Below are 24,985 nucleotides of genomic sequence, written 5' to 3' on the forward strand. Positions count from 1 at the left end.
CGCTCCATACAGCAGAACTGGCGAACGCTTGGCGGTTGCGACAGTGGTTGTTGGCGTCCCCTAGGCTGTAAACGTGACTGGACTTGCCGACATCTCGCAGAAGGCCACGCTCGAATTCCCGGGGGGTACAGCGGAGTTCCCGATCGTCGACTCGGTCGACGGTGCATCGAGCATCGACATCGCGACGCTCACGAAGCAGACGGGCTACACCGCGCTCGACCAGGGATTCGTGAACACCGCGGCAACGAAGAGCGCGATCACCTACATCGATGGCGATGCCGGCATCCTGCGCTACCGCGGTTACGCGATCGAGGAGGTCGCACAGCATTCGACCTTCCTCGAAGTGGCGTATCTGCTGATCTACGGCGAGCTGCCGAGCACCGATGAGCTCGCGGCGTTCGACGAGCGCATCCGTCGTCACACCCTCCTGCACGAAGACCTCAAGCGATTCTTCGACGCACTGCCTCACACGGCCCACCCCATGTCGGTGCTCTCGAGCGCGGTGTCCGCTCTCTCGACGTACTACGAGAACGAGCTGAGCGTGCGCGACCACGATCAGATCGAGGCCGCCACTGTGCGGTTGCTGGCGAAGCTGCCGGTCATCGCTGCATACGCGCACAAGAAGAGCCTCGGTCAGGCATTCCTGTACCCCGACAACTCGCTGAGCTTCGTCGACAACTTCCTGAAGCTCAACTTCGGCACCATGGCCGAGCCCTACGAGATCAACCCGATCGTGAGCAAGGCGCTCGACCGGCTGCTGATCCTGCACGCCGACCATGAGCAGAACGCCTCCACCTCGACGGTGAGGCTCGTCGGCTCGACCGAGGCCAACATGTTCTCGTCGATCTCGGCCGGTATCAACGCGCTGTACGGGCCGCTGCACGGCGGTGCCAACGAAGCGGTGCTCAACATGCTCGGCGAGATCCGCGACTCGGGCCAGACGGTGAAGCAGTTCATCGAGCGCGTGAAGAACAAGGAAGAGGGCGTGCGCCTGATGGGCTTCGGCCACCGGGTGTACAAGAGCTTCGACCCGCGCGCCAAGCTCGTGAAGGAGAGCGCTGAAGAGGTGCTCGCCGCGCTCGGGGTGAACGACCCGCTGCTCGAACTCGCGATGGAGCTCGAAGAGGCCGCCCTCGCCGACGACTACTTCGTGGAGCGCAAGCTCTACCCGAACGTCGACTTCTACACCGGCGTCATCTACAAGGCCATGGGCTTCCCGACCCGCATGTTCACGGTGCTGTTCGCGATCGGGCGCCTTCCCGGCTGGATCGCGCACTGGCGCGAGGCGAACGCCGACAAGTCAACGCGCATCGGACGCCCGCAGCAGCTCTACGTGGGCGCCCCCGCCCGCGGCTGGCCCACCGACCGCTGACCGCGCGACTGCGCCCGCCTCCCGGTGCACACGGCGCTGGCCGCTGCCGCGCCGCCGCGGCGCACACCCGCGCGCTGGCGGCTCCCACGCCGCCGCGCCCTCGCGCCCCGTCCGCGCCCCCGCCGTCCCCGCCCGCCTGGCCGCGAACGCCCCGCTTCGCCTCCCGCGCCGCCGCGGGCCGCGCCGCGCGCTGGCGGCTCCCGCCCCAGTCCCCGCCCCCGTCCCCGCCCTTTCCTCCGGCGAGATGACACTTTCTGCGGCTGATTCGCCGAAATCGCTGCACAAAGTGTCATCTCGACGGCGCTTTCGAGGCATGTGGATGGAACACGAGGCGCATGCGATTGGAGTGGTGAGAATGCGGGATGCCTCGGCCCTCGCTTTCCCAAGAGTTCACCTCTCGCCCCTTCTCGGTCGCTGAAGCGATTCAGGCCGGCATCCGCCCGTCGACGCTGCGCAGCGCCCGGTTCGCGAGGCCGTTCAGCGGGGTACGAATGCTCGGCGCTTCCGACATGTACGACGAGGCCTTCACACACTTGGGTTTCGCCGACGATGGCGACTCGGCGTGGTCCCGCTCGTACGGCAGCTTCGTGGCGTTGTGCCGGGCCTACCACGCACGGATGCCTCAGCACGCGTTCTTCAGCCATGCCACCGCTGCGCGGCTTCACGGTATGTGGCTTCCGGGATGGCTCATCGTGGAGCCTGTTCTGCACGTGAGTGTGCTGGCGCCACACGCATTGCCCCGCGCGAGCGGCATCGTGGGACATCGGTCGCTCGGCAGCCGTGTGAGGGTCACGCAAGCGGAGGCACTGCCCGCGCTCGCAGCCGAAGAGGTCTGGGTGCAACTCGCGGCACGGCTTCGCTTGGACGACCTCGTCGCCGCGGGCGACTGGTTCGTGAGGCGCAAAGGCGGTTCGGCGAGTCTCGAGTCGCTCTCCAAGCGAGTCGCGGCCGCGGGAGGCGCGCGCGGAGTTCGCGTGGCGCGCGAATCGCTCGCGCTCATCCGACCGGGAGTCGACTCTCCGCAGGAGTCGAAGCTGCGGGTGCTGATAGTGCAGGCGGGGCTTCCGGAGCCGATCGTGGGCTTCGTTGTGCGTGATCGCAGCGGGCAGTTCATTGCTACTCCCGACCTCGCGTATCCCGACGCCCGCATTGCGCTCGAATACGAGGGCGACGGTCACCGGCTCAGTCGGCAACAGTTCGTGATCGACATCGATCGCTACGAGCGGCTCGCCGCAGCCGGATGGCGCGTCATCCGCGTGCTCGCCCAAGACTTGGGGGAGCCCCACTCACGCGTCCTCATCTCCCGCCTCGGAGCCGCGCTCCTTCACCCATTCCCCGGGCTGAGATGACACTTTCTGCGCCTGAACCAGCCAGCCGATTTGAAGCAGAAAGTGTCATCTCGGCGGAGGAAGAGGAGGGGTGGTGGTGACAGGGACCGAACGAGGAATCGAGGGGAGGAGAGGAGAGGAGAGGAGAGGAGAGGAGAGGAGAGGAGAGGAGAGGAGAGGAGAGGAGAGGAGAGGAGAGGATGCAACCGGTTAGTGCAGGGCGGGGTTGAGGGCGATGCCCTGACCCGAGCGCGGGAGCACCTCGACGGCTCCGGTGAGTGAGTTCCGGCGGAAGAGCAGGTTCGGCACCCCCGAGACCTCGATCGCCTTGACGCTGCGGATGCCGTCACCGACGCTTGACGCGCCTTGCCCAATCCGAGCGCCCTCGCCTGCGCCTGCGCCTGCGCCCTCGCCGCCGCCAGAGCGCTCGCCTTCCGCGCCCGCGGCATCCTGACCCAGGAGCACCACCTTGGTTCCCGCGGTGATGTAGAGCCCTGCCTCGACGACGCAGTCATCGCCGATCGAGATGCCGACGCCGGAGTTCGCGCCCAGCAGGGCTCGCTTGCCGATCGACACGCGCTGCGCGCCCCCGCCCGAGAGCGTGCCCATGATCGACGCACCGCCGCCGATATCGCTGCCCGAGCCGACGACGACACCTTGTGAGATGCGGCCCTCGACCATGGACGAGCCGAGCGTCCCCGCGTTGAAGTTCACGAACCCCTCGTGCATGACGGTCGTTCCGGGCGCGAGGTGCGCACCCAGGCGCACCCGGTTCGCGTCGGCGATGCGCACCCCGGGCGGGGTCACATAGTCGAGCAGGCGCGGGAACCGGTCGAGACTCGTTACCGAGATACCCGCCCGCTGGAGCGGCATCCGGAGCATTGCGAAGTCGTCGGCCGCAACGGGGCCCGCCGTCGTCCATGCAACCACGGGCATCTTGCCGAAGATGCCGTCGAGGTTGATGCTGTTGGGCTCCACGAGCAGATGGCTGAGCAGGTGCAGTCGCAGGTACACGTCGGCGGTCGAGACGGGTTGCGCCTGCAGTTCGCTCTCGACATCGATGTAGTCGATGCGCACACGCCGCCGCGGGTCATCGCCCAGGTGCTCCATGAACCGGGCCGGCGGAAGGTGCGGATCGACGTTCGACGGCCGCCGGCCGAGCCTCGGCGACGGGAACCACGCGTCGAGCACGGTGCCATCGGCTGCGATCGTGGCAAGACCCTGGCCCCAGGCGAATGGCGTGCTCATGCGATAACGCTACCGGTCGTTACACTCGGGCTATGCGCGACCTCGACCCGGCAGCGACCTCGGTCGAGCTCACGCGGCGCATGTGCGACATCCAGTCGGTCTCCGGCGGGGAGCGCGAGCTCGCCGACGCGATCGAGCGAGCGCTGGCCCCGTTCGCTCACCTCGAAGTGCTCCGCGACGGTGACGCGATCGTCGCTCGCACGAACCTCGGCCGGGGGAGCCGGGTCGTGATCGCCGGCCACATCGACACCGTTCCCGTGAACGAGAACCTGCCGACGCGATTCGAAGAGCACGACGGGCGCGATTATCTCTGGGGTCGCGGCACGGTCGATATGAAGGCGGGGTGCGCGGTGCATCTCAAACTCGCCGCCGAGCTCGTCTCGCCCGCCGTCGATGTGACATGGATCTGGTACGACCACGAAGAGGTCTCCGCGGCGCTGAACGGGCTCGGGCGCCTCGCCGATCGGCATCCGGAGCTCCTCCATGGCGACTTCGCCGTGCTTGGCGAGCCGACCGCCGCCGAGGTCGAGGGCGGTTGCAATGGCACCCTTCGCGTCATACTCCGGACCAGAGGCGTGCGCGCCCACTCCGCCCGCGCCTGGGTCGGCCGCAACGCCATCCACGGGTTGGCCGACGCTCTTCGGCTCCTCGCCGAGTACGAGCCGGCCTCGGTGGAGGTCGACGGTCTGGTATACCGCGAGAGCCTGAGCGCGGTAGGCATCGCGGGCGGGATCGCGGGCAATGTGGTGCCGGATGCCGCCGAGCTCGCCATCAACTACCGCTTCGCGCCCGACAAGTCAGCGCGAGACGCCGAGCAGCACCTCCGCGAACTGTTCCAGGGCTACGACCTCACCGTCGACGATGCGGCCGAGGGTGCACGCCCAGGGCTCGACCACCCGCTCGCTGAGCGGTTCCTCGCCGCGGTGAACGCCACCGCCAAGCCGAAGTACGGCTGGACGGACGTGGCGCGCTTCTCGGCGCTCGGCATCCCGGCGGTCAACTACGGACCGGGCGATCCGCTCAAGGCTCACGCCGACGACGAGCGGGTGGCGGTCGATGAGATCGTGTCGTGCGAGCGGGGACTCCGCACATGGCTGAGCGGGAGCTGACCGAACCCGCGAGCGGTCGCCGCCCGCTGAGCGCAGCGCGACTGCCCCTGCCGCGGCGAGCGGCGTTCTCGCGACCAGCGCCCCGACCGAGAGGCCGGGCGACACGCCGACCACTGCCGTGGTGGGCGTGGGTGCTGCTGATCTTCGCAGCCTCGCGCGTGGTGACGACCGGCATCCTGCTCGCCTTCGCCGCCATCCAGCCCGCCAACCCGTGGACGGCGGCGTCGCCCGGCTACCTCGAGTTCGCGAACCTCTGGGACGGCCGCTGGTATCAGCTCGTCGCCCACTACGGCTACCCGGCGGAGCTGCCGCTCACCGACGACGGTCACGTCGCTGAGAACGCCTGGGCGTTCATGCCCGTGTACCCCTTCACCGTGCGGGCGGTGATGTTCGTGACGGGGGCCGGCTGGGAACTGGCGGCGGTCGCCGTATCGGTGGTCTTCGCAGCGGCCGGATGCCTGGTGATCCACCGGCTCATGGTTCGCGCCCTCGACGATCACAGTGTCGCGTTCGTCGCCGTCGCGGTCTTCTGCTTCGGACCGCTCTCGCCGATCCTGCAGGTCGCGTACGCGGAGTCGATGCACGTGTTCCTCCTCGGGCTCGCCCTCCTGCTCGTGCTCGAGCGGCGCTACCTCGTGCTGCTGCCGGTGATCGTGATCATGGCGTTCACGCGACCGAGCGGGCTCGCGTTCGCGATGTTCCTCGTACTGCACGTCGCATGGCGCTGGTGGCGCGCACGTCGAGGCGAAGAATCGTTCGAACTCCGGGAACGCTGGTCTGCCATTGCCGCGGTGCTCACGAGCGGCGCAGCGGGACTCGCATGGCCGGGCATCGTGTGGGCGGCCACCGGATCGTTCAACGGATATGTCGAGACCGAGCTCGCCTGGCGCGCCGCCTACATCGGCTACCAGCACCTCGTGCCGTTCACCGCTTGGGTGCAGTCCGCCCTCTGGTGGGTGGGGTGGCCGCTGGGTGTGGCGGTGCTCGTGCTCGTGGTGGCTGTCTTCGCGCTGGTCATGCTGGCGCCCCAGGTGCGGCGGCTGGGCGTCGATCTGCGGCTCTGGATCGCCTCGTACGGGGTGTACCTGCTGGCGGTGTTCTTCCCGCAGTCGAGCACCTTCCGGCTGTTGCTGCCGATGTTCCCGTTGGTTGGTGCGATCGTCGTGCCGCGCTCGAGGCTCTGGCGCGCCGCCGTGATCATCGCCGGAGTGGTCGGTCAGGTCGCGTGGGTGCACCTCTGCTGGTGGATCGACGGGCTGGATTGGACGCCGCCCTGAGCGCGCCGCACGCGGCCCCGTGAGCCGGCGGTCGCGATAAGAGTGCAGAGATTTTCGCGTCTGAGAACTGTCTGGGATAATTGAGGCACAACTAGGAGAGGGGACTGCTCATGGCTGCCATGAAGCCGCGGACCGGAGACGGACCAATGGAGGCTGTGAAGGAGGGTCGCCTCATCATCGTGCGGGTTCCGCTCGAAGGGGGCGGGCGTCTGGTCGTCTCGGTCAACGACGCTGAGGCGAAGGAGCTTCACGACGCGCTCGCGAACGTGATCCAGGGCTGACGGCGACGTCAGCGCTTCACGCTCGTGCGGCCCCGCGACTTCGGTTGCGCGGGCCGCACAGTCGTTTCCGGGGTGGAAAGCGTCTCCGCGCAGGGGGAAGCGTCTCCCGGGCAGACCAAGCGTTTCCAAAGTGGAAGGGCTTCTGGGGGTCAGAAAACTCGGGGCCGCCGGATCAGCGTGCGATGCGCGTGAGCTGCAGCAGTCCGTCGCCGACCGGCGAGACGGCGGTGACGACGGCCGGAGAGTCGGTGAGCTCTCGCAGCAGCGAGCGGAAGTCGGCCACTGTCTCATCGCGCTGCGCCGGGTCCGCCACGCGACCCCGCCACAGTGCGTGCGCGACCACCACCGTGCCGCCGACACGCGCGAGTCGCAGACCGTGCTCCACGTATTCGATGACCGATGCGGCATCCGCGTCGATGAAGACCAGGTCGTATGACGCCTCGTTCATGCGGGGCAGCACATCGCGTGCGCGTCCGGTGATGAGCCGCGCGCGGCCTGCTGCGATGCCGGCATCCGTGAAGGAGCGCCGGGCGTTCTGCTGGTGGTCGAGTTCGGTGTCGATCGAGGTGAGCGTCGCCTCGGGCGCTCCGCGGAACAGCCACAGGCCGCTGACTCCGAGACCGGTGCCGACTTCGATGATGTTGCGGGCACCGGATGCCGCGGCCAGCAGCGCGAGTTGAGCGCCCGTGGCGGGGCTCACCGCCTCCACACCGTGCTCGAGGGAGTTCTGGCGCGCCTGCGCGATCTCGGCCGGTTCGGTCACGAGATCCTCGACGTACTTCCAGCTCAGCTCTTTGTCTGACACAGCGCTCCTCTATCCCCTCCAAGGGTAGGCGTAGGGTCAGGGTTTCCCGGCTATTCTGGGCGGGTGTTCGGTCTGACGTTCGAGAAGCTGCTGCTGATCGGAGTTCTGGCCGTCTTCGTGCTGGGGCCCGAGCGGCTGCCGCACTACGCGTCGAAGTTCGCGCAGTTCATCAAACAGCTGAAGGCGATGGCCGACGGTGCCAAGTCGCGCATGCGCGAGGAGATGGGCCCCGAGTTCGACGACGTCGACTGGAAGAAGCTCGACCCGCGACAGTACGACCCGCGGCGCATCATTCGCGAGGCGTTGACCGATGAGCCGGAGACTGTGGCAGCGCCGGTCGTGGCGCCGACCATCCGCGAGTCGGCGTACGCGCAGCGCCAGCGTCTGCTGCGCGAGGGCCGTCCCGCGCCGTTCGACGACGAAGCGACCTGACCCCCTTGCCTTTCGGCGGCCTGAACCACCCACCTCGTACGGTGCTCGGGATGCCGACACTCCGGGTCAGCGACGCGGATCTCCGCTGAATCAGCCCGCGGAGAACGGCAGGCTACGGCCACGCAGCGAGCGCCCCATCGAGGCGATCCGCTCGGCGAGGGCTTGCAGCGCGACGCCTGCCGGGTCGGCCGCTCCGGATGCGCCAGCATCCGTGCCCTCCGGCCCTTCAGCGACGATCGGCCGACCGACGTCGCCGCCCTCGCGAAGCGCGACGCTGAGCGGCACACGAGCGAGCAGCGGAACCTCGAGCCGACGCGCCGTCTCGTCGCCGCCGCCTGCGCCGAAGAGCTCAAGCACCGTGCCGTCGGGCTGCGCGAGGCCGGCCATGTTCTCGACCACACCGATCACGCGCTGACCGGTCTGCCGGGCGACGAGTCCCGATCGCACCGCGACATCGGCAGCGGCCGGTTGCGGCGTCGTCACCACGAGCACTTCCGCGTGCGGCAGCAATTGCCCCACCGAGATGGCGACGTCCCCCGTGCCGGGCGGCAGATCGAGCAGGAGCACGTCGAGGTCGCCGAAGAACACATCGGTGAGGAACTGCTGCACCGTGCGGTGCAGCATGGGCCCGCGCCACGCGACCGCGGTCTCGGTCGCCGACTCGACGAACATGCCGATCGAGATCGTCTTCACGTCGAAGGCGACCGGCGGCAGGATCAGCTCGCCCACCCTGGTCGGCTTCGCATCTTCTATGCCCAGCAGCGCTGGGATCGAGAAGCCGAACACGTCCGCGTCGATCAGCCCGACACGAAGGCCCTTCGCTGCGAGCGCCACGGCGAGGTTCGCCGTCACGGTCGACTTGCCGACGCCCCCCTTGCCGCTCGTGACCGCGATCACGCGCGTGAGCGAATCCGGTGAGAACTGCGACGCGGACGGCTTCCCGCCGCGCAGCCGCTCCGTGAGCCGCTGACGCTGCTCCGGGGTCATCACGCCGACATCGACCGTCACATCGCGCACTCCGGGAACGGATGCCGCGGCATCCGTTGTCTGCTGCTCGATGCTCCTCGCTGCGGGGCATCCCGCGATGGTGAGCCTGAGCGCCACCTTCGCGTGCCCGTCCACGACTTTGACGTCGCCGATCATGTCGAGCTCGGTGATCGGCCGTCGGATCTCGGGGTCGATCACGCGGCCGAGCGCCTGTCGGATCGCCTGTTCGAGGCGCTCTTCGCCTGTGGGCTGCGGGAGCGTCACGGACGCTCAGCCGGGCCCGCGCCCCGGCCGGTGCCCCCGGCATCCGCGCCAGAATCTGACGAGTCGTTGCTGCGCTCGAGCTCTTCGAGCAGGGCGCGAAGCTCGGCGCGGATGAACTCCTTCGACGCCATGTCCTTCACCGCGAGCCGCAGCGCGACGACTTCGCGTGCCAGGTACTCGGTGTCTGCGAGGTTGCGCTCTGCGCGCTGACGGTCCTGCTCGATCTGCACGCGGTCACGGTCGTCCTGACGGTTCTGTGCCAGCAGGATGAGCGGAGCGGCGTACGAGGCCTGCAGCGACAGCGCGAGGGTGAGCACAGTGAAGCCGTAGACCTGCGAGTCGAAGCGCCACTGCTCCGGCGCGGTCATGTTCCACACGAGCCACGCTCCGCAGAAGAGCGTCATCGCGATCAGGAAGGCCGGAGTGCCCATCCCGCGGGCAACCGCTTCGGTGAAGCGACCGAACCGGTCGCTGCTGCGGAAGACCACGAGCGGCTGGCGCATGCCCTTCGGCGTGTGCATGCGGGCGTCGTCGCGAGCGCGACGTTCGTCATCGGCGAGCCGTGCCACGAGCATTCCTCCTTCCCTGAAGCTGCAGACCGCGTTTCACCGCACGCGACGCGGGTTCGTCGGGATCGGCGCTGCGCCAGTCCTCGGGCAGGAGGTAGTCGAGCACGTCATCGATGGTCACCACCCCGACGAGGCGATGGCTGTCGTCGACCACGGGCACCGAGACGAGGTCATAGCTCGCGAGGATGCGGCTGACCTCGGCCGCGCTCGTATCGGCGCGCACGGGCTCCAGGTCGTGGTCGAGCAGCGTACCGAGGCGTTCGCCGGGCGGGTAGCGCAGCATCCGCTGGAAATGCACGATGCCGAGGAACCGGCCGGTGGGAGGCTCATACGGTGGGAGCGTGACGCACACCGAGGTCGCGAGCGCCGTGTGCAGTTCGTGGCGACGGATCAGGGCCAGTGCCTCAGCGACGGTCGCGTCGGCCGAGACGATGATGGGCCCCGTGGTCATGAGCCCGCCTGCGGTGTCGGCGTCGTAGGCGAGGAGCATGCGCACGTCATCGGCTTCGTCAGGCTCCATGAGCCCGAGCAGGGCCTCGCCGCGCTCACCCGGAAGCTGCGCGATGAGGTCGGCCGCATCATCCGGCTGCATGTGGTCGAGCACATCGGCCGCGCGCTTGTCGTCGAGCACGTTGAGGATCTCGACCTGGTCGGTCTCGGGCATCTCTTCGAGCGCGTCGGCCAGCCGGTCGTCGGGCAGTTCCTCGGCGACCTCGTGGCGTCGCTCGGGCGGAAGGTCGAGCAGCGTGGTGGCAAGATCGGCCGGGCGGAGATCGACGTAGGTGGCGATGAGCTGCTCGGCGCTCTGGGGCTCGCCGGGAGTCGCGCGCTCATGCACTTCGTCCCAGTCCACGAGCAGCGACGCGCCCTTGCCGAACGGTGCGGGGGAGGTGCGGGGCCGTCGTACGAAGAGCTGATCGACCTCCCACTCGCCAGGAGCAGTCTGCGAGATAGCGACGTCTTCGATGGTGGCCTCGCCGCTGCCGTCGCGCAGGGTCACCGTGCGGCCGAGCATCTCGGCGATGACGCGCACCTCGCCGCCGCGCTGCTCGAAGCGGCGGAGGTTGACGAGGCCGGTCGTGATGATCTGTCCCGACCCGATGCTCGTCACGCGGCCGATCTTCATGAATACCCTGCGCTTGCCCGGCACCTCGACGATGAGACCCACGACCGAAGGCGGGTCGTCCTGCCGATACACCACGAGCACATCGCGCACCCGGCCGACCTTGTCGCCGGCAGGGTCGAACACCGCAACGCCCGCGAGGCGCGCGACGAAGACCCGGGCAGTTGTGTTCACGGCACCAAGGGTAGTCGTTCGCCCTTGCGTGACCCGGGTGCGCCGCACACCCCATGCGGCCCGAGAACCCGCAGGTCACGGCCGGGGCTTCGATGCCAGAATGGTGGCGTGACGAACCCGAGCATGTTTTCGAGGCGCGGCGCGCTCGAGCCGCGTGTTCCGCGAGGCGACGTGCTCGGCACGTATGAGACCTACGCCGAGGCGCAGCAGGTGATCGGCAGGCTCGCGCACTCCGACTTCGACGTCAAACGCCTGTCGATCGTGGGCAATGACCTGAAGACCGTCGAGCGGGTCACCGGCAAACTCACGTATGGCCGCACCGCGCTCGCCGGAGCGCTCAGCGGGGCGTGGTTCGGCCTCTTCATGGGGCTCGTGTTCTTCATCTTCTCGCCGACACCGAACCCGTCAGTAGTGTTCTCGGCGGTGCTCATCGGGGCCGGCTTCGGGATGCTGTTCAGCCTCGCGAACTATGCCGTGAGCCGCCGCCGCCGCGACTTCACGTCGACCCACCAGGTGATCGCGTCGAACTACCAGATCGTCGTGGACCCTGCGCTGACCGCGCAGGCGCAGGCGCTGCTCGGGCAGACTCCGTCGCAGGAGTGATCCCGGCACCGGCCGCTCAGCTCGCTGAGCGGGCGATCCACGCCTCGACCTCGTCAGCGGTGCGCGGGATGGCGCGCGAGAGGTTCTCTGCGCCGGTCGCGGTGACGAGGATGTCGTCTTCGATGCGCACGCCGATGCCGCGGTACTCCTCGGGCACGGTCAGATCGTCGGGCTGGAAGTAGAGGCCCGGCTCGATGGTGAACACCATGCCGGCTTCCACGATGCCGTCATGGTAGAAGTCGCGTCGCGCCTGTGCGCAATCATGCACGTCGATGCCCAGGTGGTGGCTCGTGCCGTGCACCATGTAGCGGCGGTGGTACTGCGCCTCAGGCTCCAACGACTCGGCCGCGGTGACGGGCAGCAGACCCCATTCGGCGGTCTTGCGCGCGATCACCTGCATGGCGGCGGCGTGCACCTCGCGGAACCGGATGCCGGGGCGCACCGCGGCGAACGCGGCATCCGCGGCCTCGAGCACGGCGTCGTACACGCGGCGTTGCACGTCGTTGAAGCGACCCGAAGCCGGCAGGGTTCGCGTGATGTCGGCGGTGTACAGGCTGTCGAGTTCGACGCCGGCGTCGATGAGCACGAGGTCGCCTGGCAGCACCGGCCCGTCGTTGCGCACCCAGTGCAGGATGCAGGCGTGCGCGCCCGCGGCGGCGATGGTGTCGTAGCCGACGGTGTTCCCCTCGATGCGCGCGCGCCGGTTGAAGGTGCCTTCGACGACCCGCTCGCCTCGGGGGTGCGAGACGATCTCTGGCAGCGCAGCCACCACATCGTCGAAGCCCGTGTGGGTGGCTTCGATCGCTTCGCGCATCTGCGCGATCTCATAAGCGTCCTTCACCAGGCGCAACTCGCTCAGGTCGCGAGCGAGTTCGGCGTCGGCCGAGTGCCAGCCGGTGACCGATTCGTCGAGTGCCGATGCCGCGTCCTGATGCCGAACCTCGACCGGTACGCTTGTGCCGCTCGCCTCGGTGACCTCACGCGCAAGCGCGGCCGATACCTCTTCTCGTCTCAGCGCGTCGATGCGTCGGGTGAGTGCGGGGTCCGCCTCGCGCACCACGAGCACATCTGTGCCGCCGTCGCCGGTTCGCAGTCCGCCGAGCACCGCGTCGAGCTCCTCGAGTGAGCCGGTCGGCAGGGCGAGATCGGCCGCCACATGCTCGAGCGACGGCCTGGCGCCGGTCCAGAACTCGCCGATCGCGGGGTTCGCGTAGAACTCGTCGCTGCCGCGACCGGCTGAGGGGCGCAGGTACAGCCGCGGGGTGTGACCTTCGGGGGAGGGCTCGAGCACCAGCACTGAACCGGGCACGGTGTCACTGCCCCAGCCGGTGAGGTGCGAGAACGCGGAATGCGCCCGATACGGGTAGTCCGTGTCGTTCGAGCGCTGCTTGCTGTCGCCGGCCGGGATGACGATGGTCTTCTCGGGGTGCAGGGCAGAGATACGCAGCCTGCGAGCGGCGGCATACGGCGCTTGCTCGCGGGGTGCCGGCATGACCACGGGGCGCTCGGCCCAGCCGCTCGAGATGTGCTGCCTGAAGGCGTCGGAGGCGGGCGTGGTCGACCGGTTCTCATTCGCCGGCGCTTCTGCCGCGGTGGTGCGCTGTTCAGCCATGCTGCCCATTCTCCATGTCGGCGCTCGTGCGCGACAGCGTGGCCACGACCGGCCGGTGGTCGCTGCCGGCGTTGTCGAGCTCGGTGATGACTCGCATCGAGGTGGTGCGCCATGTATCGGTGGCCATGATGTGGTCGATGGGCGCGCCGAGGGGAGCGGGCAGCCAGGTGGGCCAGGTGCCGAGCGCGGCGTGGCCCGTCGCGGCTGCGGCGTCGCGGCATCCGCCGAGGTCTGTTCCATCGCCTGCGAGCGAGGTCATGTGGTCGATCGTGGCGTTGAAGTCACCGGCGAGCACCACATCGCCAGTGCACAGTTCCGCGAGCCAGACCAGGTCGTCGCGCCAGTTGTCCATCTGCCCCGTGATTGGAGCCACCGCGTGCACGGCGACGATCGTCGGCCCGTCGCCCTCGACGGGAGTCGCGACGACGGTCGGCAGCACGCCGGTTGTCCGTGCTGCTGCGTCGAAGGTGTAGGCGCCGAGCCGCGGCGCGATGAGCAGCGTCGTCGAGCGCGCCTTGGCGACCTGGTCGTAGGCGATCGTGTGCACCCACATCGGGTTGCCGGCCTCGCGGAGGCGCAGAGCGATCTCGATGCCGGTCTCCTCCGTCGTCTCCGGCAGGGAGATGACGTCGGCGCCCACCTCCATCGCGAGGTCGGCGATCGCCTCCGCCCCCGGCTCGTCGCCGAGGGTGTTCCAGGCGAGCACTGTGATGTCGTCCGGGCTGTCGGCTCCCGGGCCGTCCTGACCCACGCCGAACCCGCGCGTGACGAGTACTGCGGTGTTCACGAGCGCGAAGACCACCAGCACCGCGATGAGCGAGCGGAAGAAGCCGCGCGCGGGCCGGATGAGCACGGCGAGCAGCACCAGCAGCGCGATGCCGATGACCGAGGCGGCGATTCCGAGTCCCCGCATCGACGCCGCCTGCGCGACCAGGTAGGCCTGCTCCAGGCCGAACAGCTGCGGCCAGGCGACGGCGACCGCCCCGACCAGTGCGGCCAGGGTGAGAAGGGCGGCGAGGAAACGAGCGAACATCGGATGCCGACCCTACCGGCTGCGACTGCACGGCTCATGACTGCGCCGCGCCGCGGCGCCGCGGTACGGCATCCACCTGCAGACCCCGCGGCCTAGCATGGGAAGATGCCCGACCGGATCGACCTGCACACGCACAGCAGCGTGTCGGACGGCACGGAATCGCCGGCCGAGCTCATCGCCGCGGGCGTCGCCGCGGGGCTCACGGCTATGGCGATCACGGATCACGACTCCACGGCAGGCTGGCAGCAGGCGTTCGCGGCAGCTCGAGGGACAGGCCTGATGGTCATCCCGGGCATGGAGCTCAGCACGCGCGTCGGGCACTCGAGCGTGCACGTGCTCGGCTATCTCTTCGACCCGACGCATCAGCAGCTCGTCGAGGAGACGGCGCGCATCCGGGAGGGTCGGCTCCGCCGCGCTGAACGCATGGTCGAGCGCATCTCGGCAGACTTCCCGCTCACGTGGCCCGAGGTGCTCGCCGGTTCGCCGAAGGGCGCGACGATCGGGCGTCCCCACATCGCCGATGCTCTGGTCGCCAAGGGGCTCGTGACCGACCGGGGCGCAGCATTCGAGTCGATCCTGCACTGGAGCGGCGGCTACTACGAACCGCACTACGCGCCCTCGCCCGAAGACGGCATTCGCATGATAGCGGAGGCCGGCGGTGTTCCGGTGCTCGCCCATCCTGCGACGCACGGGCGCTCCGGCGTGCTGCCGGAGCAGGAGCTCGAGCGCCTCATCGACGCCGGGCTTGCGGGCCTCGAGATCGGGCATCGAGAGAACACGGATGCCGGCAAGCGCCGTCTCCGTGACTACGCCGCCGCCTACGACCTCATCGTCACCGGTTCCAGCGACTACCACGGCACCGGCAAGCCGAACCGCCTGGGGGAGAACACCACCGATCGGTCTCAGCTCGAGCGGATACTTGCGCTCGGGACCGGCTCCGTTCCGTTCCGAGGCTGAGCTCACGGCGATGCCTCGCAGCGCGCCATGTGCGCGCGGTGACACAGAGTGGGAGCGCGGTGTCAGGCAGCGCGGTGTCGGGCAGCGCTGTGTCACGTAGCGCTGCGTCATCGGCGCTCGGCGCCACAGAGCACGTGCGCGTCTCCGAACAAGACGCGCACGCTGAAGCTCAGGGTGACTAGGCGGCCGGCGGCGGTGTCGCCGAGCCACCCGCGGGGCGTCGCTGACGCGAGCGACGGCGACGACCGGGGCCATTGCCGTCGTGCGTGCCGCTGCCCTCGGGGCGAGAGGCGCCCTCGGTGGCCGAGGGCTCGCCGGCGGTCGCCGCGGAGGAGTGCGTGCGGCGACGGCGATTCCGCTTCGGACGGTCGCTCGTGCCCGGGGTGGAGCCCCCGGCATCCGTCGTCTGCTCCTTCGCAGGGCGCTCGACGTGCGGCGCTGCCGGCGTCTTCTTGATGCGGCCCTTCGCGTCGGACGGGATGTCGAGGTCGGAGAAGAGGTGCGGCGACGACGAGTAGGTCTCGACCGGCTTTGGCACGCCCATTTCGAGCGCACGGTTGATCAGGGCCCACTTGTGCAGGTCGTCCCAGTCGACGAAGGTCACCGCGATGCCGGTCTTCCCGGCGCGGCCGGTTCGACCCACGCGGTGCAGGTACGCCTTCTCGTCTTCGGGCACTGTGTGGTTGATCACGTGCGTCACGTCGTCGACATCGATGCCACGGGCGGCGACGTCGGTCGCGATGAGCACGTCTTTCTTGCCCGCCTTGAACGATGCCATGGAGCGCTCGCGCGCCTCCTGGCTCATGTCGCCGTGCACAGCGGCGGCTTTGAACCCGCGATCGGTGAGTTCGTCGACGAGCTTCGACGCGGCACGCTTCGTGCGAGTGAACACCACGGTCTTGCCGCGGCCCTCCGCCTGCAGGATGCGTGCGATCACCTCGTCTTTGTCGAGCGAGTGCGCCCGATACACGACGTGGCGGATGTTCGCCTGGGTCAGTCCCTCATCGGGGTCGTTGGCCCTGATGTGGATCGGCTTGTTCATGAAGCGGCGCGCGAGCGCCACCACGGGGCCGGGCATGGTCGCGCTGAACAGCATCGTGTGGCGCGTCGGCGATGTCTGCGCGAAGAGCTTCTCGACATCGGGGAGGAAGCCGAGGTCGAGCATCTTGTCGGCCTCGTCGAGCACCATGACTCTGACGTCCTTGAGCGACAGCAGGCGCTGGCCGGCGAGGTCGAGCAGTCGTCCGGGCGTGCCGACGACGATCTGCGCTCCGGCCTTGAGCTGGGCGACCTGGCCTTCGTACGCCTTTCCGCCGTAGATGGCGACGACGCTCGTCGAACGGTTCGAAGTGGCCAGCTCGAGGTCTTCGCTCACCTGCACGGCGAGTTCGCGCGTGGGCACGACGACGAGCGCCTGCACGCCGGGCTCGGGGTCGAGACCGAGGCGCTGCACGAGCGGAAGGCCGAAGCCGAAGGTCTTGCCAGTGCCGGTCTTGGCCTGGCCGATGATGTCCTGCCCCGAGAGCGCCAGCGGAATGGTCTGCGTCTGGATCGGGAAGGGCTCGATGATGCCCCTGGAAGCGAGTGCGTCGACCATGTCCTGGTCGATCGTGAGGTCTGTGAAGGTCAAATTCTGCCTGTCATGTCAAATTGAACGCCGGCTCAGTTTAGCGTCGCCGGCTGTGAACCGGCCGGTGACGGGCGGTACACGCCTGATCATCGCGACCGCCGTATGCTGATCGGCGTGATGAAGTGGTTGGGTCGCGCTCGATTGCGTGTGCCCGCGCCCACCGTCAAGCCCCGTTCGGCCGTTTCGAATGCCGCGCGCGTCGAACTGGCGGAGCTGGCCCCCGACACCCTCGAATTCCTCGCTGATGCCGCCGTGCTGCAGCTCGCGCACTTCGAGACCCTATCGAGGGCGGTGCTCGCCGCGCCAGACACGGCCGCGAAGAGCTCTCTCGGCCGCACCGCGAGTCAGGCGCTCGACAAGCATCACGACCTCGTCGAAGAGCTGCGGCGCCGCGGTGCCGATCCCGAGGCCGCGATGGAGCGCGCATCCGCGCACATCCAAGAGTTCCGTGCGCACGTGCAGGGCTCGGACTGGTTCGAGGTGCTCATGGTGGCGTACATCACGGCGACGTTCCTCGATGACTTCTTCCTGAGCGTCGCCCAGGGGCTCCCGGATGCCGACACTGCGAAGATCGTGTCGGTGCTCGCCCGCGACTCCGCGGAACACGGCTTGTTCGTCCAGCTGAGTGCTGGCATCCAGCGCGACCCGCAATTGGCGTCGAGGCTCGCGATGTGGGGTAGGCGCCTGATCGGCGACACCATCCTGCTGGCGCGCAAGTCCTTGGCGTTCTCCGGCACGCCCGCTGACGAGGCCCATATCGAGCCGGTGTTCACCGAGCTGATCGCGGCGCACACCCGCCGGATGGACGCGCTCGGCCTGACCGCCTGAGGCCGATCTCGTCGGCGCGTTCGGCAGTCGCGCGAACCTGAACTGCTTGTCGACCCGCGCTGATTGTCGACCGTGCTGAGTTCAGATGCCCAGCTTCTGGCGCATGCGCTCGTCGGAGGCGCGCCTTGCGCGCGGCAGCAACACCGCCGCGAGGAAGGCGGCAATGGTGCAGCCGACCAGGGAGATGGTCCAGATCCAGCCGCCGTCGAAGGTGAAGCCTCCCCAGAGCAGGGCGACCCACAGTGCGCACGCCACCACCGCGGTTCCCAGCGGCAGCAGCATCAGGCCATATGCGCGGCGGCCGGGAATGATGTAGCGCACGATCAGCCCGATGCCCGCCGCGATCACGGCGACGAAGAGCAGTTCCATCGAGCCGGAGTCAGGCGACGAAGCCGACGCGACGCGCCTCTTCTGAGCCCACCTCGATATACGCGAACGACGCGGTGGGCACGAGGTAGACCCGGCCCTTCTCGTCGGCGAGCCGGAAGAACGCCGCACCCTTCTCGAGCGCGTCCGCGACGGTCTGCTCGATCTCAGCCGCCGTTTGCGACGACTCGAAGCTCAATTCCCGCGGGCTGTTGGCAATACCGATGCGAATGTCCACCCGCCCAGACTACGACAGACGGATGTCGTGGGCCCGCTCCGATGAACGGTGCTTCGGCGGCGTGGCGAGGCCGGCCCGGCGATGTCGGTGTCCGCCACTACCGTTGTCGCCATGGCAGTCAGCGGCTTCATCGGTCCCGGTTCTGAGACCGGCGCCCCGGGGGAGGGGCTGGGCGATCCGGCCGACCGCTACGCCGGCTCTGCGGGTGGGCAGGCACCGTCCGCACTGCACACCACTCGCCTCGATGCGGCCGAGCTCGACAAGACGCAGCTCGACGAGACCCAGACCGCGGTGCTCCGCCTCGACCCGGGTGTTCCAGCCCTCGTGCTCGGTGCCCCAGGGGCGGGCAAGACCACCACTGCCATCGAACTGATCGCCCAACGTGTCGCTGACGGCACGTGCTCGCCCGACGAGGTGGTCATGCTGACCGCGTCGCGTACCGGCGCGACCCGCCTTCGCAGCCAAGTGGCGCGGCGCATCGGCCGCGCGACCAACGGCCCTCTGGTGCGCACGGTGAACTCGCTCGCGTTCGAAGTCCTCAGCTACGCCTCGGCGATGAGGGGCGCGCCGCCGCCATCGCTCCTGACGGGCGGCGAGCAAGACCAACTGCTGCGCGAACTGCTGGCCGGCCACGCTGAAGACGGCGGCGGACCGGAGTGGCCAGAGCACCTCGGCCCGGAGGTGCGGGCGCTGCGCGGCTTCCGTACTGAACTGCGCGAGCTGCTGATGCGTGCCACCGAGCACGACATCGACTTCAGCGAGCTGCGGCGGCTCGGCCGGCTTCATGGCGTGCAGGAGTGGGAGGCCAGCGCAGCCGTCGCCGAAGAGCAGTTGCTCCTTGCCGGGCAACTGCGCGAGGGGTCGCTCGATGTGGCTCAGCTTGCCGTGTATGCCGAAGCCGCAATCGGGCGGGGTGAGATGCCGGAGAGCGTCGCGCGCCTCCGCCTCGTCGTAGTCGACGACGTTCAGGAGGCGACCGAGTCATTCCTGCGAGTGCTGACAGCCCTGCATCGCGCGGGGAAGACGCTGGTCGGATTCGGCGACCCCGACGTCGCGACGAGCGCCTTCCGTGGCGCTTCAGGCGACGCCGTGGCCTTGTTCGCCACTCGGCTCGGCATCACGCCCTCTGAAACGCTCACCCTCCGCTATTCGCACCGTCAACCCGCGGCGTTGCGAGCCTTCACTGCTGCCGTGACCGACCGCATCGGAGTCGCGGCCACCGCCGCGAGCCGCCGCAGGCTCCTTCCCGGCGCGGCCGACGCCGAGAGCGTCGCTGACACTCACGGGGCGAGTGCGGAGCGAAGCGCGGAGGGCGCCGAAGCGGTTGCCGACCGACCGCCGACGGTCGAGAGGATTCAAGCCCGCAGCGCGGCCCGGGAGCTCGCTGCGATCGCCCGCCGCCTTCGCGAACGTCACCTCATCGACGGTGTGCCGCTTCGCGAACTCGCGGTGATTGTCAGGTCGGGGGCGCAGCTCGCCGCCATCGTGCGCGCGCTCGCACTGGCCGAAGTGCCCGCGCGCACCTCACTCGCTGCGAAGCCGGTGCGCGATGACCTTGCTGCCTACCACTTGATGAGCATCGTCGACCTCGGGATCGAGCGGCGGGCGCTTGACGCCGACATCGCGGCGGAACTCTTGCTGGGCCCCTTCGGCAGACTCGATCGGCTCGGCCTTCGGCGCCTTCGGCTCGCGCTGCGAGCTGAGGAGTTCCGCACGGGCGGCACACGCAGCGCCGACGAACTGCTGGTCGACGCGCTCGGAGCGCCGGGCGGGCTCGCCACCATCGACCACCAAGTGGGCCGCGCTGCGGCATCCTTCGGAGCGACCCTCGCACGGTTGCGAGCGATGCACGCCGAAGGGGCGACCGTCGAGGAACTGCTGTGGGAGGTGTGGGAGCGCAGCCGACTCGCCGATGATTGGCGGAGACAGGCGCTGGGTGGCGGGCCTTCAGCCACCGAGGCGAACCGCAATCTCGATGGTGTGCTCGCAGTGTTCACGGCGGCCCGCCGATTCGTGGAGCGCAGGCCCGGGTACGGAGCGGCAGAGTTCTTGGCTGAGATGCTCGATGCCGAGGTGCCAGAAGACACGCTCGCTCCGCAGCAGGCCGACGACGCAGTGCTCGTCACCACGCCGAACGGAGCGGCCGGACTCGAGTTCGACATGGTCGTGGTCGCGGGCCTCCAGGAGAATGTCTGGCCCGATCTCCGGCTGCGCGGCTCTCTCCTGCGACCCGATGCGCTTGTGCGCGCAGCCGCGGCGCCCCAGGCGGGAGTCCCAATGGGCGATGTGGTGCGACCAGCTGACGGCGCGGACATCCTCGACGAACGTCGGCAGGTGCTGCACGACGAGCTCAGGCTCTTCGCTCTCGCAGTCAGCCGCGCGCGCCGACGGGTCGTGCTCACCTGTGTCGACAATGACGACACGCAGGGGAGCATCTTCTGCTCCCTGGCCCCTGCCGGCACGCCGGTCACTGACGACTCCGGCCTCGGCGAACCGCCTCTGAGTCTCCGCGGGATGACGGGACGACTGCGGCGCGTGCTCACCTCCTCGCGGAGTTCGGGTCGCGATCTCGACGAGGCGGCTTCGGCATTGGCGGTGCTCGCCGCGGAGGCGGTGCCCGGGGCTGACCCTGACGACTGGCATGGCGTGGTCGCACCGTCGAGTGAGGCCGCGCTCTTCGCCGACCGCGATCATGTGCCTGTCTCACCGTCGCGGCTCGAGCTCATCGAGCGCTCGCCGCTGGACTGGTTCGTCCAAGAAGTGGCCGGCTCCGAGCCGAGCAACGCGATGGCGATCGGCACGGTGCTCCACAGCGTCATGGAGCACGCAGCATCCGCCGACCCTCAGGAGTTGATGCAAGCGCTCGACGAGAACTGGAAGGATCTCGCCTTCGAATCGGAGTGGTTGGCGGCTCACGAGTACCGTCGCGCACAGAGGCTCATCGTGGGATTAGCCGAGTACCTGAGCGACTGCGACCAGTCGGGCCGGACTGTCATCGCCCGCGAGGGCCGGTTCACGGTCGATGTCGGCCGCGCGCGGATCCGCGGCTCGATCGACCGGGTCGAGCGCGATGCGGACGGGGCGGTCACGATCATCGACCTGAAGACCGGTGCGCCGATCACCTCGCAGCGCGAGATCGATGACCACGGTCAGCTATGGGCCTACCAGCTGGCCTACGCGTCGGGTTGCTTCGACGAGATCCTGCCGGCGCCGCACCGCTCTGGCGGCGCCAAGCTCGTGTTCATCAGGGAGGGGAAGGGTGGCAAGGCGTATCGAGAAGCGGTGCAGGGCGAGCCCGCTTCCGAGCAGCTCGATGCCTTCCGCCGCCGCGTTCTGGCAGCGGTTGAGGCGATGGCCGCTGCGGAGTTCAGCGGAAGCACCGTCGTCGACAGATTTGGACGAGGCGATCTCGCGTCGATGCGCCTGCATCGCGTGAAGGCGGTGAGCAGTGACTGACACCGGTCAGGTTCGAGACAGTGCTGTCGCGCACGGCGCGCAATGGATCGAAAGCGATGCTGCCGCACGTCGGGTGAGCGCATTCGATGTCGCGGATGCCATCGGCCAATATCCGCCCACCGAACAGCAGCGTGCCGTGATCGAAGCACCGCTGCAGCCGGCGCTGGTGGTCGCAGGAGCCGGGAGCGGCAAGACCGAGACCATGGCCAACCGGGTGCTGTGGCTCATCGCGAACGGGCTGGTTCGCCCGCAGGAGGTGCTCGGCCTCACCTTCACCCGCAAGGCCGCCGGGGAGCTCGGCCACCGGGTGCGGCAGCGCATCGATCAGCTAGCCGCCGCCGGACTGGCACCGGCTTCGGTCGACGAGTTCGACATGCCCGCCGTGTCGACGTACAACTCCTTCGCCAGCGGAATCTTTCGGGAGCACGCGCTGCTGCTCGGGCGCGAGAGCGATGGTGCGCTTCTCGGTGAAGCGGCGGCCTGGCAGCTCGCGAGGAATATCGTCATACGCAGTGACGACCGACGTCTCGGCGAGCTCGGGAAGTCGGCTGACCAGCTGACGGTCGCCATGCTCACCCTGAGCCAGGCGATGGCGGAGCATCTGGCCGACCCCGCCGAAGTCCGTGCCTTCGCGAGCCGCTTCGCCGAGATCGCGGAACTGCCCACCGGTTCGCGCGGCGCGTTCAAAGACGTCATAGAACTCGCGTCGAGCGTCGGCACGCTGCCCGTGCTGCTGGATCTCGTGGAGTCGTACGAGCAAGTCAAACGCGAGCGCGGCCTCATCGAGTTCTCTGACCAAATGGCGCTCGCGCTCACCGCTGTGGAACGGATGCCGCGGATCGCGGACGACATGCGAACGCGCTACCGAGTGGTGCTCCTCGATGAGTACCAAGACACCTCCGTCGTGCAGACCCGATTGCTCGCGGCGCTGTTCAAGAATCACCCCGTGATGGCCGTGGGGGACCCCAACCAGGCGATCTACGGCTGGCGCGGAGCCAGCGCAGCGAATCTCCAGGACTTCGCCGAGCAGTTCGGCGCCGAAGCGGGGCAGCAGTACTCACTGAGCACCAGTTGGCGCAACGGAACCGCCATCCTGGGCGCGGCGAACACGCTCGTCAAGTCCTTCGCCCGCGGGCGCGTGCCGGTCGCGACCCTGCAGGCGCGCGACGGCGCGAGTTCCCATCCCGTCGACTCCACGTTCACGCAGACCATCGCCGAGGAGGCCGACGAGCTCGCACTCTGGACGAAACAACGCCTCGCCGAGGGCACAGCGGAAGGACCGGCCACGGCGGCGATCCTTCTGCGAACGCGCAGTTCACAGGAGTTCATCGTCGAAGCGCTCCGACGCCACGGTGTGCCGTACCACGTGCTCGGCGTCGGAGGATTGCTGTCCGAGCCGGAGGTCGCAGACGTCGTGAGCGCATTGAGCGTCATTCACGACCCCAGCGCCGGCTCCGAGCTCGTGAGGCTGCTCGCCGGCTCCCGTTGGCGTATCGGCCCAGCCGACCTGTTCGCGCTCAAGGAGCTCGCGGGTTGGTTGCGCGATCGCGACCTTGCGCAACAGCTGCTGAGTGACGAGGTCAAGGCCGCGTTCCGCTCCTCGGTTGCTTCCGGTGAGAGCGGTTCCATAGTGGAGGCGCTCGACTTCGTCGGCCGCACGCGCTCCGATCACTCGCAGCTGGCGCGGTTCAGCGCAGTTGGGCTCGAACGATTGCGCGAGGCCGCGGCGCTCTTCGCTCGGCTTCGCTCGCGCGCGTCCGCCGACCTGCTGGAACTCGTCGTCGCGGTGGAGCACGAACTCATGCTCGACATCGAGCTCGAGGCGAATGACTCGGCAACCGCGGGCCGGGCGGCCATGGAAGCCTTCAGCGACGCACTGACGGGCTATCTCGCAATCGATGAGCGAGCGAGCCTCGGCGGCTTCCTGAGTTGGCTCCGCGAAGCCGAATGGCGGGAGCGATTGGCGGTTCGCCCCGAGGATCCGGAGCCCGGCATGGTGCAGGTGTTGACGATGCACGCGTCCAAAGGCCTGGAGTGGGACGCAGTCGCCGTGCCGCGCATGGTCGAGCAGGAGATGCCGGCTGCGTCTCGAGAAGGCACGAACGGCTGGCTCGGCTTTGGGCGGCTGCCGTTCGACTTCCGCGGCGACGCGGCCGACCTGCCTCGTTTCGAGTGGAGCGGCGCCGAGACGCTCAAGGAGGTGAAAGCCGCGCGCGATCAGTTCAAGACGGCTGTCCGCGACCACCAGATCGCGGAGGAGCGCCGTCTCGCCTATGTGGCGGTCACTCGCGCTCGGCATCGACTGCTCCTCACGGGGTCGTACTGGTCCAGCCAGACGACGCCGCGCGCGCCCGGAACGTTCTTCCAGGAACTCGTCGCGGCGGGCATCCTGGCCGATCCTCCTGAGCGGGAGTCCGACGAGAATCCGCTTGGCGACCGCCTGGAGACATTTCAGTGGCCGCGCGATCCACTGGGTGCCCGCCGGGGGCGCGTGGAAGCAGCGGCGACCCGCGTGCGAGCAGCGCGTGCGCGCCTTGAAGGTCGAGAGCTCGCCGATGGGCTGGCGGATGCCGGCAGTTGGGGACCGGAGCTGCGGCTGCTGCTCGAGGAGCGCCGTCGAAGGCTCGGCGCGCCGAGGTTGAAGGCCGTTCCCGACCGCGTTCCCGCGTCGCGCTTCAAGGACTTCGTCTCGGATCCGCGCGCAGTCGCCGCAGAACTGCTTCGCCCCATGCCGGAGCGTCCGTATCAGGCGACTCGACTCGGCACACTGTTCCACCAGTGGGTCGAGCAGCGCCACGGCGTGCGAGGCTCGAGTGAGACACTCGACAGCTCGGGCGACTACGCATCGCTGTCGTTCGATGTGGATGCGCTGGAGCACCAGCCCGGGCCAGGCGGCGGGTACGACGAGGCCGAACTCGTCCGTTTGCAGCGCATCTTCGAGCGCTCGGCCTGGGGCGACCGTGCGCCGATCGAGGTGGAGCGCGAGATCCACCTGGTGCTCGACGGGCAGGTCATCGTGTGCAAGATCGACGCCGTCTATGAGCAGCCCGATGGCACCTACCAGGTGGTCGACTGGAAGACAGGCAAGGCTCCGCGCGACGCCGCCGACTTGGAGCGCCGGCAGTTGCAGCTCGCGCTGTACCGACTCGCCTATGCGAAGTGGCGCGGCATCGACCTCTCTCGCATCAGTGCCGCCTTCTACTACGTCAGCGACGACCGGGTCATCGAGCCCGAGCGCATCTTCGACGAGGAGGAACTGGCGCGGCTGTGGCGCGAGGCGGCGAGCTGAGCCG

21 protein-coding genes are annotated in these 24,985 nt (G+C 68.7%); 11 read left to right on the top strand and 10 right to left on the bottom strand.

All coding sequences use genetic code 11. The features are described 5' to 3' along the window. Nucleotides 1-73: 73 nt before the first annotated feature. Together QF206_RS11835 and QF206_RS11840 are read left to right on the top strand one after the other, a co-directional pair. The gene (locus QF206_RS11835; protein WP_281489446.1) at nucleotides 74-1,372 is read left to right on the top strand and encodes a citrate synthase; all 1,299 of its coding nucleotides are present in this window, start codon (nucleotides 74-76) and stop codon (nucleotides 1,370-1,372) included. Between the two features lie 362 nt (nucleotides 1,373-1,734). Further along, nucleotides 1,735-2,721 (top strand): hypothetical protein, encoded by a 987-nt coding sequence (locus QF206_RS11840; protein WP_281489447.1) that lies wholly within the window; start codon nucleotides 1,735-1,737, stop codon nucleotides 2,719-2,721. Nucleotides 2,722-2,910: 189 nt separating this feature from the next. Here the strand turns inward: QF206_RS11840 and QF206_RS11845 are convergent, their stop codons facing one another. Continuing rightward, nucleotides 2,911-3,948, bottom strand: a complete 1,038-nt coding sequence (locus QF206_RS11845; protein WP_281489448.1) for a DapH/DapD/GlmU-related protein — start codon at nucleotides 3,946-3,948, stop codon at nucleotides 2,911-2,913. Nucleotides 3,949-3,980: 32 nt separating this feature from the next. Here QF206_RS11845 and dapE point away from each other — a divergent pair, with 32 nt between their 5' ends. The 3 genes from dapE (at nucleotide 3,981) to QF206_RS11860 (ending at nucleotide 6,615) form a co-directional block, all read left to right on the top strand. Continuing rightward, entirely contained in the window at nucleotides 3,981-5,057 is a 1,077-nt protein-coding gene (dapE, locus tag QF206_RS11850) for a succinyl-diaminopimelate desuccinylase (protein ID WP_281489449.1), read from the top strand. A gap of 131 nt (nucleotides 5,058-5,188) precedes the next feature. Next, the gene (locus tag QF206_RS11855) at nucleotides 5,189-6,334 is read left to right on the top strand and encodes a hypothetical protein (RefSeq protein WP_281489450.1); all 1,146 of its coding nucleotides are present in this window, start codon (nucleotides 5,189-5,191) and stop codon (nucleotides 6,332-6,334) included. A gap of 110 nt (nucleotides 6,335-6,444) precedes the next feature. Then, nucleotides 6,445-6,615 carry a DUF3117 domain-containing protein gene (locus QF206_RS11860; RefSeq protein ID WP_281489451.1) on the top strand — a complete coding sequence of 57 codons (171 nt, stop codon included), beginning with the start codon at nucleotides 6,445-6,447 and terminating at the stop codon, nucleotides 6,613-6,615. Between the two features lie 172 nt (nucleotides 6,616-6,787). On the opposite strand, the gene QF206_RS11865 is transcribed toward QF206_RS11860, so the two are convergent. After that, nucleotides 6,788-7,420, bottom strand: coding sequence for an O-methyltransferase (locus QF206_RS11865; protein ID WP_281489452.1), 633 nt, complete (start codon nucleotides 7,418-7,420; stop codon nucleotides 6,788-6,790). Nucleotides 7,421-7,483: 63 nt separating this feature from the next. Between QF206_RS11865 and QF206_RS11870 the strand changes: the two genes are divergently transcribed. After that, nucleotides 7,484-7,852, top strand: coding sequence for a sec-independent translocase (locus QF206_RS11870; protein WP_281489453.1), 369 nt, complete (start codon nucleotides 7,484-7,486; stop codon nucleotides 7,850-7,852). Nucleotides 7,853-7,942: 90 nt separating this feature from the next. On the opposite strand, the gene QF206_RS11875 is transcribed toward QF206_RS11870, so the two are convergent. The 3 genes from QF206_RS11875 to QF206_RS11885 are packed head-to-tail and all read right to left on the bottom strand — an operon-like array spanning nucleotide 7,943 to nucleotide 10,969. Then, on the bottom strand, nucleotides 7,943-9,103 hold the full coding sequence (locus tag QF206_RS11875) for an Mrp/NBP35 family ATP-binding protein (RefSeq protein WP_281489454.1): 1,161 nt from the start codon (nucleotides 9,101-9,103) through the stop codon (nucleotides 7,943-7,945). Then, nucleotides 9,100-9,624 (bottom strand): DUF1003 domain-containing protein, encoded by a 525-nt coding sequence (locus QF206_RS11880; RefSeq protein WP_281489476.1) that lies wholly within the window; start codon nucleotides 9,622-9,624, stop codon nucleotides 9,100-9,102. The genes QF206_RS11875 and QF206_RS11880 overlap by 4 nt, the downstream gene beginning before the upstream one ends. Nucleotides 9,625-9,652: 28 nt before the next feature. Further along, complete coding sequence (locus tag QF206_RS11885) at nucleotides 9,653-10,969, bottom strand: magnesium transporter MgtE N-terminal domain-containing protein (RefSeq protein ID WP_281489455.1); 1,317 nt, start codon at nucleotides 10,967-10,969, stop codon at nucleotides 9,653-9,655. A gap of 123 nt (nucleotides 10,970-11,092) precedes the next feature. Between QF206_RS11885 and QF206_RS11890 the strand changes: the two genes are divergently transcribed. Then, complete coding sequence (locus QF206_RS11890; RefSeq protein ID WP_281489456.1) at nucleotides 11,093-11,572, top strand: YflT domain-containing protein; 480 nt, start codon at nucleotides 11,093-11,095, stop codon at nucleotides 11,570-11,572. A 16-nt stretch (nucleotides 11,573-11,588) separates the two neighbouring features. Here the strand turns inward: QF206_RS11890 and QF206_RS11895 are convergent, their stop codons facing one another. Both QF206_RS11895 and QF206_RS11900 read right to left on the bottom strand, forming a co-directional pair. Beyond that, nucleotides 11,589-13,184, bottom strand: a complete 1,596-nt coding sequence (locus QF206_RS11895; RefSeq protein WP_281489457.1) for an aminopeptidase P family protein — start codon at nucleotides 13,182-13,184, stop codon at nucleotides 11,589-11,591. After that, nucleotides 13,177-14,217 (bottom strand): endonuclease/exonuclease/phosphatase family protein, encoded by a 1,041-nt coding sequence (locus QF206_RS11900; RefSeq protein WP_281489458.1) that lies wholly within the window; start codon nucleotides 14,215-14,217, stop codon nucleotides 13,177-13,179. The genes QF206_RS11895 and QF206_RS11900 overlap by 8 nt, the downstream gene beginning before the upstream one ends. A gap of 105 nt (nucleotides 14,218-14,322) precedes the next feature. Between QF206_RS11900 and QF206_RS11905 the strand changes: the two genes are divergently transcribed. Further along, nucleotides 14,323-15,174 (top strand): PHP domain-containing protein, encoded by an 852-nt coding sequence (locus QF206_RS11905; protein ID WP_281489459.1) that lies wholly within the window; start codon nucleotides 14,323-14,325, stop codon nucleotides 15,172-15,174. A 178-nt stretch (nucleotides 15,175-15,352) separates the two neighbouring features. Here QF206_RS11905 and QF206_RS11910 read toward each other — a convergent pair whose 3' ends face one another. Beyond that, on the bottom strand, nucleotides 15,353-16,804 hold the full coding sequence (locus QF206_RS11910) for a DEAD/DEAH box helicase (protein WP_281489460.1): 1,452 nt from the start codon (nucleotides 16,802-16,804) through the stop codon (nucleotides 15,353-15,355). Nucleotides 16,805-16,921: 117 nt separating this feature from the next. Here QF206_RS11910 and QF206_RS11915 point away from each other — a divergent pair, with 117 nt between their 5' ends. Next, complete coding sequence (locus tag QF206_RS11915) at nucleotides 16,922-17,632, top strand: ferritin-like fold-containing protein (RefSeq protein WP_281489477.1); 711 nt, start codon at nucleotides 16,922-16,924, stop codon at nucleotides 17,630-17,632. A gap of 81 nt (nucleotides 17,633-17,713) precedes the next feature. Here QF206_RS11915 and QF206_RS11920 read toward each other — a convergent pair whose 3' ends face one another. Together QF206_RS11920 and QF206_RS11925 are read right to left on the bottom strand one after the other, a co-directional pair. After that, nucleotides 17,714-18,001, bottom strand: coding sequence for a hypothetical protein (locus QF206_RS11920; RefSeq protein ID WP_281489461.1), 288 nt, complete (start codon nucleotides 17,999-18,001; stop codon nucleotides 17,714-17,716). 10 nt (nucleotides 18,002-18,011) lie between these two features. After that, the gene (locus QF206_RS11925; protein ID WP_281489462.1) at nucleotides 18,012-18,236 is read right to left on the bottom strand and encodes a DUF3107 domain-containing protein; all 225 of its coding nucleotides are present in this window, start codon (nucleotides 18,234-18,236) and stop codon (nucleotides 18,012-18,014) included. 111 nt (nucleotides 18,237-18,347) lie between these two features. Here QF206_RS11925 and QF206_RS11930 point away from each other — a divergent pair, with 111 nt between their 5' ends. Together QF206_RS11930 and QF206_RS11935 are read left to right on the top strand one after the other, a co-directional pair. Then, on the top strand, nucleotides 18,348-21,692 hold the full coding sequence (locus QF206_RS11930; RefSeq protein WP_281489463.1) for a PD-(D/E)XK nuclease family protein: 3,345 nt from the start codon (nucleotides 18,348-18,350) through the stop codon (nucleotides 21,690-21,692). Then, complete coding sequence (locus tag QF206_RS11935) at nucleotides 21,685-24,981, top strand: ATP-dependent helicase (RefSeq protein WP_281489464.1); 3,297 nt, start codon at nucleotides 21,685-21,687, stop codon at nucleotides 24,979-24,981. The genes QF206_RS11930 and QF206_RS11935 overlap by 8 nt, the downstream gene beginning before the upstream one ends. Nucleotides 24,982-24,985 lie beyond the last annotated feature (4 nt).

Source organism: Ruicaihuangia caeni, assembly GCF_029952955.1.
GTDB classification, from domain to species: Bacteria; Actinomycetota; Actinomycetes; order Actinomycetales; family Microbacteriaceae; genus Ruicaihuangia; species Ruicaihuangia caeni.